General features: G+C 67.4%; 11 protein-coding genes and 1 pseudogene. 4 read left to right on the top strand and 8 right to left on the bottom strand.

Annotated elements, in window-relative coordinates; genetic code table 11:
- The 3 genes and pseudogenes from G3N98_RS12325 to G3N98_RS12315 form a co-directional block, all read right to left on the bottom strand.
- Window positions 1-400: pseudogene (locus tag G3N98_RS12325) on the bottom strand (histone deacetylase family protein); the annotation flags it as partial.
- A gap of 41 nt (window positions 401-441) precedes the next feature.
- Window positions 442-1,713, bottom strand: a complete 1,272-nt coding sequence (locus G3N98_RS12320) for a Zn-dependent hydrolase (RefSeq protein WP_206148326.1) — start codon at window positions 1,711-1,713, stop codon at window positions 442-444.
- 31 nt (window positions 1,714-1,744) lie between these two features.
- Window positions 1,745-3,055, bottom strand: a complete 1,311-nt coding sequence (locus G3N98_RS12315) for an MFS transporter (RefSeq protein WP_089424965.1) — start codon at window positions 3,053-3,055, stop codon at window positions 1,745-1,747.
- 188 nt (window positions 3,056-3,243) lie between these two features.
- On the opposite strand from G3N98_RS12315, the gene G3N98_RS12310 reads away from it, so the two are divergent.
- Window positions 3,244-4,200, top strand: coding sequence for a LysR family transcriptional regulator (locus G3N98_RS12310; protein ID WP_047850454.1), 957 nt, complete (start codon window positions 3,244-3,246; stop codon window positions 4,198-4,200).
- A gap of 37 nt (window positions 4,201-4,237) precedes the next feature.
- Here the strand turns inward: G3N98_RS12310 and G3N98_RS12305 are convergent, their stop codons facing one another.
- Window positions 4,238-5,164, bottom strand: coding sequence for a LysR family transcriptional regulator (locus G3N98_RS12305; RefSeq protein ID WP_206148325.1), 927 nt, complete (start codon window positions 5,162-5,164; stop codon window positions 4,238-4,240).
- A gap of 340 nt (window positions 5,165-5,504) precedes the next feature.
- On the opposite strand from G3N98_RS12305, the gene G3N98_RS12300 reads away from it, so the two are divergent.
- The 3 genes from G3N98_RS12300 (at window position 5,505) to G3N98_RS12290 (ending at window position 9,438) form a co-directional block, all read left to right on the top strand.
- Window positions 5,505-6,725, top strand: a complete 1,221-nt coding sequence (locus tag G3N98_RS12300; RefSeq protein ID WP_206148324.1) for an amidohydrolase — start codon at window positions 5,505-5,507, stop codon at window positions 6,723-6,725.
- Between the two features lie 90 nt (window positions 6,726-6,815).
- Window positions 6,816-8,231, top strand: coding sequence for a cytosine permease (locus G3N98_RS12295; RefSeq protein WP_089472491.1), 1,416 nt, complete (start codon window positions 6,816-6,818; stop codon window positions 8,229-8,231).
- A gap of 64 nt (window positions 8,232-8,295) precedes the next feature.
- Window positions 8,296-9,438 carry a porin gene (locus G3N98_RS12290; protein ID WP_206148323.1) on the top strand — a complete coding sequence of 381 codons (1,143 nt, stop codon included), beginning with the start codon at window positions 8,296-8,298 and terminating at the stop codon, window positions 9,436-9,438.
- 76 nt (window positions 9,439-9,514) lie between these two features.
- Here the strand turns inward: G3N98_RS12290 and G3N98_RS12285 are convergent, their stop codons facing one another.
- The 4 genes from G3N98_RS12285 to speB form a co-directional block, all read right to left on the bottom strand.
- A complete protein-coding gene (locus tag G3N98_RS12285; protein WP_206148322.1) occupies window positions 9,515-10,585 on the bottom strand; it encodes a porin in 1,071 nt (356 codons plus the stop codon).
- A 161-nt stretch (window positions 10,586-10,746) separates the two neighbouring features.
- On the bottom strand, window positions 10,747-12,177 hold the full coding sequence (locus G3N98_RS12280) for a cytosine permease (protein WP_089424963.1): 1,431 nt from the start codon (window positions 12,175-12,177) through the stop codon (window positions 10,747-10,749).
- Between the two features lie 303 nt (window positions 12,178-12,480).
- Complete coding sequence (locus G3N98_RS12275; protein WP_089472488.1) at window positions 12,481-13,158, bottom strand: SOS response-associated peptidase family protein; 678 nt, start codon at window positions 13,156-13,158, stop codon at window positions 12,481-12,483.
- 94 nt (window positions 13,159-13,252) lie between these two features.
- A complete protein-coding gene (gene speB, locus G3N98_RS12270; RefSeq protein ID WP_206148321.1) occupies window positions 13,253-14,209 on the bottom strand; it encodes an agmatinase in 957 nt (318 codons plus the stop codon).
- Window positions 14,210-14,227 lie beyond the last annotated feature (18 nt).

Below are 14,227 nucleotides of genomic sequence, written 5' to 3'. Positions count from 1 at the left end.
GCGCGCCCTGCGCGGACCAGTATGCGGCGCGCCACGTGTTCGCGCCGACCGGGCAGCTGCCGTCGGCGAGGTAGCGCGCGGCTTTCGCGAGCACGCCGCGTAGCGGATTCGGGTCGCGCACGAACACGTTCGACATCACTTCGTCGCCCCAGTCGTCGGGCATCTGCTTCCAGTCGCGATGCGCTTCTTCCAGGAAGCGCAGGTAGTTCATGTCGTGCACGGCCGCGATCGGCGCGGTGCCGCGGTCGGCCGGCTCGCGCACGTCGAAGTCGAGCGACCGCACGGCCGCGACGAGCCGCGCCGCGCGCTCGGGGACTTCCTGCGGCTCACGCATCTGGCCGCGCGACAGGTAGCTGCGCGGATGGTGCAGCAACTGCTCGGGATGGAAATAGGTTTTCATCGTTCGCCCTCGTCGGTTTTTCGAATTGTCGGTTCGCTGCGTCATGCATCCTGCGTGGCGACCGCCACGGCAACGCCCGCCGCGACGCCGGCGCGCGCGAGCACCGCATGAAGCAGCACGTTCGTGCCGCGCGTCACGTCATCCGGCAGCGCATCCTCGGCTTCGTTGTGCGACAGGCCGTCGACGCACGGGATGAACACCATCGCGGTCGGCACGCAACGCGCGAGCAGGATCGCGTCGTGCCCGGCGCCGCTGACGATCCGCTCGTTCGTATAGCCGAACGCGGCGGCCGCCTGCGCGACCTGTTCGACGCAGTCGCGGTCGAACGGCGTCGCCGGGCTGCGCCAGCAGGTCTCAATCGCGACCTGCACGCCGCGCGCGGCGGCGACACGCGTGCACGCCTCGCGCAAGTCGCGCTCCATCGCATCGACTTGCGCATCGTCGTGATGGCGGAGGTCGACCGTAAATGTCACGTCGCCCGCAATGGTGTTGCGCGATGCATTGCGGATGCCGACCTGGCCGATCGTCGCGAGCCCGCGCGGTGCATGACCGGCGACGATCCGTTCGAGTTCGAGCGCCATCTGCGCGCTCGCGAAATACGCATCCTTGCGATACGGCATCGGCGTCGTGCCCGCATGCGCGGCCACGCCCGTCACCGTCACGTCGAGCCAGCGGATCGCCTGCCCGCCCGTGACGATGCCGATCGTCGTGCCGTTCGCCTCGAGCACGGGGCCCTGTTCGATATGCGCTTCGAAGTACGCATCAACCGCGCCGCCCATCGCACGCGCGCCGCGATAGCCGCATGCGTCGAGCGCCGCGCCGAGCGTGACGCCGTCGGCGTCCTGCTTCGCGAGCGCTTCGTCGAGCGGCAACGCGCCCGTGAACACGGCCGAGCCGAGCATCGCCGGCGCGAAACGCGCGCCCTCCTCGTTGGTCCAGGACACGATCTCCAGCGGCTTGTCGGTCGCGATGCCGGCGTCGTTCAGCGTGCGCACGAGTTCGAGCGCGGCGAGCACGCCATAGACGCCATCGAAGCGGCCGCCTTCGGGCTGCGTGTCGAGATGGCTGCCGATCAGCACAGGCGCTGCCTGCGCATCGGTGCCGTCGCGCCGCGAGAACAGGTTGCCGACGGCGTCGACGCTCACCGTCATTCCCGCGTCGCGGCACCACTGCGCGAACAGGTCGCGCCCGCGACGGTCATCATCGGTGAGCGCGAGGCGCCGCACGCCGCCGCGCGGCGTCGCGCCGATACGCGCCATGTCCGCCAGGCTTTGCCACAAACGGGCGCCGTCGATTTCCAGCAGGTCTTTCATGTGCACTCCGGATGAATTCGTTCGTTGAGGGTCACTGCGAGCCGAGCGCTTCGGCGGCGGCCGGCCGTGCCGCGCGGCGTGCGTCGAGCGCGACGATGCACAGCAGCGAGATGCCGGCGAGACACGTGTAGAACACCGCGAGCGGCCACCACTGGCCCGCGAAGCGATGGGCGAGCCACGTGCCGACCAGCGGCGTCAGCCCGCCCGCGATCGCACCGCAGACCTGGTAGGCGAGCGAGATCGCCGAATAGCGCACGTGTGCGGGGAACACGTCGCTGACGAAGCCCGCGATCACCGAATAGAAGCCGGCCATGCAGACGACTGCGAGCGCGATGCCCGCGATCAGCGACGCGGACGTGCCGCCCTGCACGAGCATGAACATCGGATACGGCGACAGCATCGCGAGCAGCGCCGCGAGCTTCAGGAAGCGCGCGCCGCCGATGCGCTCGGCGATCCACGCGGCGATCGGCTGCGCGACGAACTGGATGATCGCGACCGCGAACAGGCTGTCGAGGATCAGCGAGCGCGACACGCCGACGTACTGCGTCGTGTACGCGATCATGAACGTGTTCGTGAAGTAGACGCCCGCGATGCCGATCGTGTTCGCGCCGATGCAGAGCGCCACGAGCCCCGACGCGGAGCGGAACACTTCCGCGACCGGCAGCTTCACCGTGCGGTGGGCTTCCTTCACACGCGCGAATTCCGGCGACTCGTTCACGCCGAGCCGGATCAGGATGCCGACCACGAGCAGCACCGAACTCGCGAGAAACGGCAGACGCCAGCCCCACGCGAGGAAGTCGGCCTTGTCCATCGACGTGACCGCGCGGAACGCGATCAGCGACAGGATCAGCCCCGCCGGGCTGCCGAGCTGCGCGAACGACGCGAAGAACGTGCGGCGCCCCTGCGGCGCATGCTCGCCCGCCATCAGCACCGCACCGCCCCATTCGCCGCCGACCGCGATCCCCTGCACCACGCGCAGCGCGACGAGCAGCACCGGCGCGAGCATGCCGACCTTCGAATAGTCGGGCAGCAGCCCGACGCAGACGGTCGCGACGCCCATCATCATCAGCGTCGTCATCAACGCCTTCTTGCGGCCGATTCGATCGCCGAGATGGCCGAAGATCACGCCGCCGAGCGGCCGCGCGAAGAAGCCGACCGCGAACGTCGCGAACGACGCCATCGTGCTGACGAAGCGGTCATGCGACGGGAAATAGAGTTCGCCGAACACGAGCGCGGCGGCGGTCGCGTAGATGTAGAAGTCGTACCACTCGATCATCGTGCCGATGAATGCGGCCGTCGCGGCGCGCGCCGGCTGGCGGGCGGAAGAAAGGGACTGGGTCATGCGGGCTCCTGATGCACGCCGCTGCGGGCGACGCACAATTCGTGTGACGGCCGTCTGTCGCGGCCTTGCGCCGCACGCTGCGGCACCCCTCCTTTATCGGCGACCGCAAATCATTAGTCAAATTTCAAGTTATTATTTGCCGTATAAATTCAGCTAATACTCACCTTGACGGCTCGCCCGGAGACCCGATGCGCCCCGACCTCGCCCCGTTCCTGAACGACCGCCTCGACTGGAACCTGTTGCGCACCTATCTGGTGATCATCCAGGAGCGCAGCGTGAGCCGCGCGGCCGCGCGCCTGCACGTCACGCAGCCCGCAGTGAGCCAGGCGTTGCGGCGGCTCGAGGACACGCTCGAACGCAAGCTGATCGAGCGGCGCGGCACGCACTTCGCGCCGACGCCTGCCGGCGAAGCCGTCTACCGGATCGCGAGCGACATCTACGGCGGCATCTCGCGCCTCGAAACCGAAATCGACGACAGCACCGCCGACCTGACCGGATCGATCCGGCTGCTGACGGTGAGCCGCATCGAGTCGCCCGTCTACGACGAATTCCTCGCGGACTTCCATCGCGCGTACCCGCGCATCGATCTGCAGATCGAAGTGATGCGCTCGTCGGACATTCTGTCTTCGCTGCTGCAGAAAACGGCCACGGCCGGGCTCGGCCTGTGCCGCACGCCGCACGACAAGCTGGAGATGCGCTGCTTCCTGCGCCAGCGCTATGCGATCTACTGCGGCCGCCATCACCGGCTGTTCGGGCAGACGCAACTGCGGATGGACGATCTGCTCGCCGAGAATTTCGTGTCGTTCACGAGCGACCAGATCGGCGACAGCCTGTCGCCGCTCACCGTGTTTCGCGACCAGAAGGGCTTCACGGGGCGCATCGTCGCGTCGTCGCCGAGCCTCGAGGAAGTGCGGCGGCTGATCTTCGCCGGCTACGGAATCGGCTGCCTGCCCGAACACATCGTGCGCGACGACATCGCCCAGCAGCGACTGTGGCGGCTGCCGCCCGACGACGGGCTCGTCGATGTCGACGTGTTCCTGCTGTGGCATCGCGATCGCAAGATGAACGCGGCCGAGCACGCGTTTCTCGACGCGATGGAGCGCTGCATGCAGCGCTATTCGCTGGCGGAGCGGTTGGGGAAGTAGCCGGCACGGCGCCGCCGGTTGCCCGTCGGCCGGCCGTTCATCGCTGCGCCGCCCCGAGCGCCATCGCCGCGTAGTCCGCGAAGACCGATTCGGCCAGCGCCTTCGCGCGCATCGCGGCCGGTGACAGCGTCCGCGCGGCCAGCGTCACGAGCCCCAGCCGCGCTTCGCGGCGAAACGGCGGATCGAGCGGCAGCTCGACCAGCGTCCCGCGCCGCAGCGCATCTCGAAACGCCGCCGCATTGCCGAACACGACCATCCCGCCCACCGATGCCGCGGCCTCCACGTCGCGAAAGTCGTCGCTGCGGAACGAGATCGACGCATCGAACGCGCACTCGAAGTACTCGCACAGATCGGACAGCGCCCACGGCGACAGCTCGATCGAGCCGAGCCGATGCTGCAGCAGCGCGTCGCGCGTCACCGCGCCCCGGCGTGCGAGCGGATGGTCGGGCGCACAGAAGAAGCCGCTGGGCCAGCGCGGCAACCGGGTCAGTTGCAGGTCGGCGTGGTCCTCGAGTTGCGCGATGTCGCCGATGAACAGGTCGACGTGCTCCTCGAGCAGCCGTCGCAGCAGCGTATCGCGACGGCCGCGCTTGAAGCTCACGCGCACCTGCGGCGCCTCGCGCAGGAAATGGTCCATCAGCGGCCCCGTCAACAGGATCGCCGGCGTCGCGCCGAGCCCGATCGCCAGCTCGCCGAATTCGCCATGCTGCATCAGCGCCAGGTCGCGCTGCAATTCCGTCGCTTCCATCACGATGCGCCGCGCGCGTTCGGCGAACACCTTGCCGTAAGGCGTCAGCGACACGCCGTTCGGATGGCGGTCGAACAGCGCGACGCCGAGTTCGGCTTCGATCGACTGGATGCTGCGGGACAGCGCGGGCTGGCTGAGATTGACGTCGACGCTCGCGCGGCTGAACGTCAGGTGCTGGGCGAGGCCCAGCGCATGGCGAAGTTTCCGGATGTTCACGACGGTCCTCGGACGGATGACGGCAACGGTTCGACCTGCCGTCGAACGGACTGCGGCGGAGGGTGAGCCCGGCGACGGACGTGCATCGAAGGCCGATGCACCGCTTCACCGAAGCCGGGGCAGTCGGCTTGTATATACCACCATCCCCGCGGGCGAGACATCCGCATTGACCGCAGGCAGCGGCCCGCCGGGCCCATGCAAGGTCTGCATCGCCCGTCTGGTTATTCGCATTGGCCGACGCGAATTTCTCCACATAGCATCGGTTTCAACGGAACCCCGTTTCCCGCCCCCGAAGCAGCAGCGTGCTTCGCTACCCATTTTGCAGAGGCGACACCCGATCATGCCCATTTCCCCACCGATCCAGGCACTGGCAGCCGACATGCGCGACTGGCGCCGACTCATTCACAGCAAACCGGAAATCGCCTTCCAGGAGCGCGGCACGGCCGACTTCATCGCGACGCGGCTGCGCGAATTCGGCATCGACGTTCATACCGGTGTCGGACAGACCGGCGTGGTCGGCATCGTCGACGGCACGCTCGGCGCCGGCCGCACCGTCGCGTTGCGCGCCGACATGGATGCGCTGCCGATGCGGGAGCTGGGCCGCCCGGTCTACCGGTCGGTGTTCGACGGCATCTTTCACGGCTGCGGTCACGACGGCCACGTCGCGATCCTGCTCGGCACCGCACGCCATCTCGCCGAGCATCGCCACTTCCGCGGCCGCGTCGTGCTGATCTTCCAGCCGGCCGAGGAAATCGTCTGCGGCAGCCGCGCGATGCTCGACGACGGCTTGCTCGAGCGATTTCCGTTCGACGAAATCTACAGCCTCCACAACGACCCGATGCTGCCGCCGTCGAGGATCGGCGTGCGCGCCGGCGCGCAACAGGCCTCGTCCGACCGGTTCCAGATCCGCATTCACGGCATCGGCACCCACGCCGGCATGCCGCACCTCGGCGTCGACCCGGTCGCGATCGGCGCGCACCTGGTGGCGATGCTGCAAACCATCGCGAGCCGGTCGGTGGATCCGCTGGAAAGCGTCGTGATCTCGATCGCGCGCTTTCACGCCGGCGATGCGTTCAACGTGATTCCGCACGAAGCCGTGCTCGGCGGCACCGTGCGTGCGCTGTCGAACGACACGCGTGCCTTCGCGCTCGAGCGGATGCGGGCGATCTGCGACGGCGTCGCGCTCGCCCATCGCACGCGCATCGAACTCGAACTGCTCGACGGCACGCCGGCGATCGTCAATCACGCCGACGCGGTGCGGTGCGTGATGGACGCCGCGCGCGAGGTCGTCGGCGCGGAAAACGTGATCGGCGACGTCACGCCGCTGATGGCCGGCGACGACGTGGCGAACTTCCTCGACGCGCGCCCCGGCTGCCACTTTCTGCTCGGCCAGGGCGGCCACATGTGCCATCACCCCGAATACGACTTCAACGACGACGTCGCGCCGATCGGCGTCGCGATGTTCGCATCGATCCTGCGCGCGCGGCTGGGCGCCGGCGCCGAACCGATCCACGCCGGCCGCGACGAACGCAGTGCGCCGGCGGCAGCCGCGGCGCGCTGACGAGCGCCGCCCGAACCCCGCATCGCCCCATCCGGCGTTCCACGCCGCACATAACGACACGACGGATCATCCGTCCACGGAGACAGCGTCATGAGCACCACCGCGTCCGACAAGGACACCCTGATCGAGCACCGCTCGATCGAACCCGTTCCCGACAGCGAGCGCCACGGCGGCCTGTTGAGCCAGTTCACGCTGTGGGTCAGCGCCAACCTGACCGTCGTCTGCGCGGTCACCGGCGCGCTGACCGTCGTGCTCGGCGGCGACGTCTTCTGGTCGATCGTCGGGCTGTTCGTCGGCCAGATCGCGGGCGGCACGATCATGGCGCTGCATGGCGCGCAAGGGCCGCAAACCGGACTGCCGCAGATGATCCTCAGCCGCGTGCAGTTCGGCATCTACGGCGCGATCATTCCGCTCGCGCTCGTCTGCGTGATGTACATCGGCTTCCTGACGAGCGGCACGGTGCTGATGAGCCAGGCGCTCGGCCAGCTGATGCACGTGAGCCCCGCCCAGGCCATCGTGATGCTCGGGGTGGTCGTGACCTTGCTCGCGCTGTTCGGTTATCGCGCCATTCATGCGGTCGGGCGCGTCTACAGCGTGGTCGGCGGGCTGATGTTCGTCTACCTGCTGTTCAGCCTGACGCGCGGCCACAACGCGGCGCTGCTGCTCGCCAACCGGCATTTCACGTGGCCGACCTTCCTGTTCGCGGTATCGCTGTCGGCTTCGTGGCAGATCACGTACGGCCCGTACGTCGCCGATTACTCGCGCTACCTGCCGCGCGCGACGTCGCCGCTGCGCACCTTCCTCACGATCGGCGCCGGCTCGGTGCTCGGCTCCCAGCTCGCGATGACGTTCGGCGTGTTCGCCGCGGCGCTGGCCGGCAAACAGTTCGCCGGGCACGAAGTCGCCTACATGGTCGGCATCGGTTCGGGTGGTATCGCGCTGGTTGCAACGACGCTGTACCTGACGATCATGTTCGGCAAGCTGATCGCGTCGACGCTATGCGTGTACGGCGGCTTCATGTCGGTCGCCACGATCTCCGCCGCGCTGCGCGGCAAGAAGTCGATCGGACTGGGCGCGCGGATCGTGCTGACCCTCGCCGTCGTCGCGACCTACACGATCCTCGCGCTCGTCGCCGATCACGCGTTCCTGCGCACCTTCACCCACTTCATCCTGTTCCTGCTCGCGTTCTTCACGCCGTGGAGCGCGATCAATCTCGTCGACTACTACTGGGTGTCGCACGAGCCGATCGACGTAGCGGCGCTGTCGGACGTCAACGGCCGCTACGGCAAGTGGAACGCGACCGGCATCGCGTGCTACGTGGTCGGCGTGCTGGCGCAGATTCCGTTCATGTCGACCGAACTCTATACGGGCCCGCTGTTTCACCTGCTCGGCGGCATCGACGTGTCGTGGATCGTCGGCATGGCCCTGCCCGGCGCGCTCTACTACGCGCTAGCCCGCCACCGCATGCCGCGCGCGTCGCGGCACGCGCAGATCGACCGCGCATGACGTGATGGAAGCGGCTTCGATCGCATTCCACTCCCCACGCAATACAATCAGGATTCCGATTCATATGAAAAAGCAAATCGTCCTGCCGTGCGCACTCGCGCTTGGTACGCTGAGTGCCTACGCACAGAGCAGCGTCACGCTCTACGGCGTGATCGACAGCGGCCTGTTCTATTCGACCAACCAGGGCGGCAAGCATGCGGTGCAGCTCCTTTCGTCGCCGACCGAAACCAGCGTCTGGGGCTTGCGCGGCGCGGAAGATCTCGGCGGCGGCAACAAGGTCGTCTTCAAGCTCGGCTCCGCCTTCTCGATCGCCAACGGCACGGCCTGGCCCAGCGGCCGCATCTTCGGCGACTATGCATGGATCGGCCTGAGCAGCGCGAGCGCGGGCACGATCAAGCTCGGACGCATGCTCGACAGCGTGGGCGACTACCTCGGCGAATTCGCCGCCACCGGCAGCTGGGGCGGCGCGCTCCATGCGCATCCGTACGACAACGACAATCTGTGGGCGACCTACATGGTCAACAACGCCGTCAAGTACCAGAGCATCGAACTGGCGGGCGTCACGTTCGGCGGCATGTACGCGTTCAGCAACAAGGCGGGCGCCACCTCGGGCCACGGCGCCGGTTTCGCCGACAACCGGCTGTGGGCCGCCGGCCTCGCCTACGAAACCGGCCGCCTGAAGCTTGCCGCCGTCTACGAGCAGCTCGACCATCCCGGCGACGATGCACCCGGCTCGCTGGGCGCCGTGGACGTGCTCGATGCGAATTTCACCGCCGCGCGCCAGCGCATCTTCGGGCTGGGCGCGCACTACGCATTCGACCGGTTCGAGATCGGCTCGACCGTAACGCGCACGATCCTGGCGATGCCGACGGGCGAGTGGCAGAACCCGGCCTTCACCGGTGCGAGCGGGCTGAGCTTCAACAACTACGAACTGAATGCGACGTTCCACGCAACGGCCGCGGTCGACGTGAGAGGCGCGTACACCTATACGACAGCCAGCGTGGACGGCAAGCATCCGCACTGGAACCAGTTCGGCCTGCTCGCCGAGTACGCGCTGTCCAAGCGCACGCAGGTGTATCTGGACGCCGTCTACCAGCGCGTGCACGGCGACGACACGCCGTTTTCGCAAGCGCAGATCAATACGCTTTCACCTGCGTCAGGCAACACGCAGGCCTTGGTCGGCATGGGTATCCGGCATCGATTCTGAACGTCACCGTGGCGACATGCGCGCGCCGCGCTCACGCCGTCCGATGACCCGGCGTGAGCGCGGCGCGACGCATGCTTCAGAACCGGTGAACGATCCCCAGCTGCACACCCCGTGCATTCGCCCCCGGATACGCGAGCGGCAGGCCGGGGTTCGCCGCACCGGCGAGCGTATAGCCGGCCTGCTTGCGGTTGCGCAGGTACGACAGCGCACCGTAGAAGCTCGTGCGCTTCGACAGGTCGTACTCGTACATCAGCCCGACCTGGTCCGCATGGTTGCCCTGCGACGACTGGTCGTGCAGATATGCGTAGCCGAGCGCCACGTAGTTCGCCGGATTGAACCGGTATTTGACCGACAGCCCATACACGCGCGAATCGATGCCGAGATCGGCCCACTTCACGGCGGAGAAGCCGCCGTACACGGTTGCCTTGCCGATCTCGTACGACGCGCCGGCCATGATCGTGCGATCGGTGGTGGTCGCCGTCGCGTTCTTCAGCCACTGGCCCGCGACGAACGCGCCGAACGGCCCGTGTTCGTAGGTCAGGTCGAACTGCTGGCTCGAGCCTGCCGAGCGCACGCCGCCCGCATCGCCGAACCCGAAGTACAGCCCACCCTGGAAGCCGGCAATCTCCGGGCTCTGGTACGACAGCGTATTGCTGGTGCGGAACGCGAACACGGTCAGGTTGTCCATGCCGGACGCCTGCGTGACGCCGCCGAACGCATCCTGTCCGCCCTGGTCGTTGAACAGCGGCGAATTCTGGCGGCCCGCGCGCACCTTGCCCCACTGCCCCGCGATGCCGACCCATGCCTGCCGGTTGAACAGGCTGCCCGCACTCGCGAGCGAACCGTCGTTCGGATTGAAGCCATTCTCCAGCGCGAACTCGATCTTCTGCCCGCCGCCGAGATCCTCGCCGCCCTTCAGCCCGAACCGGCTGCCCCACTGGCCGCCCGAATTGATCGCCGCCGTGTAGCCGTTGCCCGTATTCACGTACTGCGCGAATTCGTCGATCACGCCGTACAGCGTGACGCCGTCCTGCGCGAACGCGGCGCCCGGTCCGGCGACGCACGCCACCGCGACCGTCATGCGAAGCCCGGCGTGCACCACCCGCGCCCGGGAATCGCTTCCGCGGGCTATCGTTTGTTTAGTCATACTATTCAATGGTCAGAGAATGAAACGACACCGGGCGCGGCAGTCGCGCCGCACCGGCATCGCGGGAAAGAAAACGTGGGGAAGAACCGGGCGCAGGCGGCGCCCGGCTCGACGCGGCACTCAGGCCGGCAGCCGGCCGGCCCGAGGCGCGTGACGTGTCGTCAGTGGTGAACTTCGCCGCGTTCGAGCGGCAGGATCAGGCGCTCGGGAATGCTGCGGCGCGATGCGCGTGCGCCGATGTAGTACAGCACGGCCGGCACGACCAGCCCGAGGATCCACGAGATGTCGGTGCCGCCGAGCGCGTCGACGAGCGGCCCCGTGTAGATGTGCGTCGACATGAACGGCAACTGCACGAGGATGCCGACCACGTAGATCGTGATCGCCATCACGTTCCAGCGTCCGTAGCGGCCGTCCGGATCGGACAGCGCCGGCACGTCGTAGCGCGAGCGCGTGAAGCAGTAGTAATCGACCAGGTTGATCGCGCTCCACGGCGTGAAGAACGCGAGCAGGAACAGGATGAACGCAGTGAATTCCTTCAGGAACGAATGGCGGCCCGCGAGCGCGATGAGCGTGGATACGCAGATCATCCCGAAGATGTACACGAGGCGGCTGCGCGACGACACGGCGTGCTTGCCGCGAAAGCCGCTGACGATCGTCGCCATCGACATGAAGCTGCCGTACGCGTTGAGCGCCGTCACCGTCACCTTGCCGAACGCGATGCTGAAGTACAGCAGCGCGGCCACGGCGCCCGTCGAGCCGAGACCGACGATATACGCGACCTCATGGTGCGCGAACTGGCCGCCGGCCAACGCGGCCGCAAACACGCCGAACACCATCGCCGCCTGCGCGCCGATCACCGAGCCGAGGCCGACCGCGACGAACGTCGCGACCGACGAGGTCGAGCGCGGCAGGTAGCGCGAATAGTCGGCGACGTACGGGCCGAACGCGATCTGCCACGACGCGGACAGCGACATCGACAGCAGGAAGCTCGCGAGCGAGAAATGCTTGTTCGCGAGCAGCGCGCCGATGTCGTGGTTCGCGAACAGCTGCGTGAACATGTAGACGAACGCGGCGATGCCGACCACGCTGGCGATCCGGCCGACGGCGTGGATCGCGCGATAGCCGAACACGGTCAGCACGACGATCACGGCCGCGAACAGCAGGATGCCGGCCGCGTCGTCGATGTGCAGCAGCTGCGCGACGGCCTGCCCGGCCAGCACCGAGCCGCTCGCGGAAAAGCCGATGTACATCAGGCACACGAGCACGATCGGGATCATCGCGCCGTAGACGCCGAACTGCACGCGGCTCGAGATCATCTGCGGCAGCCCGAGTTGCGGCCCCTGCGCGCCATGCAGCGCCATCACCGCGCCGCCGATGAACTGGCCGAGCAGCAGCGCGACCAGCGACCAGAACACGTCGCCGCCGAGCACGACCGCGAGCGCGCCCGTGACGATGGCCGTGATCTGCATGTTCGCCGACAGCCACAGCGTGAACTGGCTCAGCAAGCCGCCGTGGCGCTCGGCATCGGGAATGAAGTCGATCGAACGGACTTCGATCAGGCCGCCGGCTTTTCCACTGGGATTCGTTGACACGGGGAAATCTCCAAAATACTCAGGATCACAAATGGTTGGAACGAGACAGGAAGCTGCGAGCCGCCCTTTCGGCTCGGCGGGTGCGGGGCGCCGTGGATCGCCGGCATGCGCCACGCACGCACGGTCTGCGCACTGGCGCGCAAGCGGCACGACGTGTGCCGACATTGCCAGCGGATGATCTTGTATATACAACTTGCGAGGTATCGGTGATTACCCGGAATCCGCCGATTTTCGAAAATGTCCGAATAAACGGGCTCCGTTCGGCGTGTCCAGTCGAAAGTCGGATGTCGGAATAATGAAAGCTCAGGCGCGTGCGGGCGATGCCTGATCGGGCTCGGCCGTCATGTCGGCGGCGGGCAGGAGGTTCAGCATGCGCCGGGCGGCCTCGATGTCGCGCACGTGCAGCCATTCGTCGTAGTCGTCGCGGCGCAGCATCACGACGCCCCGCTTCTCTTCGCCGGGCCGATGCATCCGCGCGAACAGCGGGTGCGTATCCGCGTTGACCGTGAGCATCGCCATGCCCACGCGCTCGCGGCCGTCGTCACCTTCGTAGCGCCGCCAGATGCCGGCGACACAGTACGGTTGCCAGCCGTCGACGCCGATCCGCTGCCACACGTTGCGACCGGTTTCGTAGCAGGGTTCGAAGATCCAGCGCACCGGAATCAGGCAGCGCTGGCCGTTGCGCCACGCGTTGCCGTAGAGCCGCGACGAGCCGACCGTTTCCGCGCGTGCGTTCACCGTGTCGAGCTTCTTCTTTTTACGGCCGTTCTCGTCGAGCCGCTCGGGCTGCATGAATTTCGGCCAGAAGCCGAACACGGCCGCGACGACTTCGAGGCCGTCGCCGGCGGCGCGCGCGATCGGCGCCGCGTAGTCGGGATACACGTCGGGGGCCCACGGGTCGCGGCGATACAGATCGCCGATGCCGATCTTCAGTTCGCTGATGCCCGGGTCTTCGTCGGGGGCGCGGTAGTGAGTGCACACGGCTCGGCGGACGATGGATGCAATGTTTCCATCGTAGGTCAGCGCAGGGCCGAGGTCGCGCTATTGTTTGGTATGACGAAACAGTTTTACGAATCTATTTTCCCATGGCTCGCCGCCGGCGCGATGCGTACAGGCAGATCAGTTCCAGCGCGATCGTCGCGCCGGCCAGCGACGTGATTTCCGCATGATCGTACGGCGGCGACACTTCGACCACATCCATGCCGACCAGGTTGATGCCGTCCAGATGCCGCAGGATCTCGAACGCCTGATGGCTCGACAACCCGCCCGAGACCGGCGTCCCCGTGCCCGGCGCGAACGCCGGATCGAGGCAGTCGATGTCGAACGTCAGGTACACGGGATGGTCGCCGACCCGCTCGCGAATGCGCGCGGCGACCGCGGCGGGCGTCGACGCATGCACCCGGCGCGCATCCTGGATGTCGAAGCCCATCGGCTCGTCGTTGGTCGTCCGGATCCCGATCTGCGCCGACCGTTCGGGCACGACCCACCCTTCCCGCGCCGCGTGATAGAACATCGTGCCGTGATCGATGCGCTTCGCGTCGCGGTCGGGCCACGTGTCGGTATGCGCATCGAAGTGCACGAGCGACAGCGGCCCGTGCACCTTCGCATGCGCCTTCAGCAGCGGATACGTGATGAAGTGATCGCCGCCGAGCGTCAGCATCGCGCAGCCGCGCGCGAGGATCGCGTCCGCATGCCGCTCGATCGCGCCCGGCACCGATTCGGGCTGCCCGAGATCGAATGCGCAATCGCCGTAGTCGACCGCGGCCAGCACGTCGAACGGATCGAACGACCACGGCCACGGGCGCTCCCACGCGATGCCCGTCGACGCGATCCGCAACCCGCGCGGGCCGAAGCGCGTGCCGGGCCGATGCGACGCGGCGGAATCGAACGGCACGCCGGTGATCGCGAGGTCGACGCCGTCGAGATCGCGGCTGAAACGCCGGCGCATGAAGCTCGTCGCGCCCGCGAAGGTCGGTTCGGCCTGCGTGCCGTAGAGGCTGTCGCGCGTGAACGCGAAATCGTTCTGGCTCATCATCGGATTCCTGTCTGT

It is taken from the genome of Burkholderia sp. Tr-20390 (assembly GCF_017104595.1).
Taxonomy (GTDB): domain Bacteria; phylum Pseudomonadota; class Gammaproteobacteria; order Burkholderiales; family Burkholderiaceae; genus Burkholderia.
The sequence above is the reverse complement of the archived record's forward strand: the minus strand, read 5'-3'. Positions and strand labels throughout refer to the sequence as shown.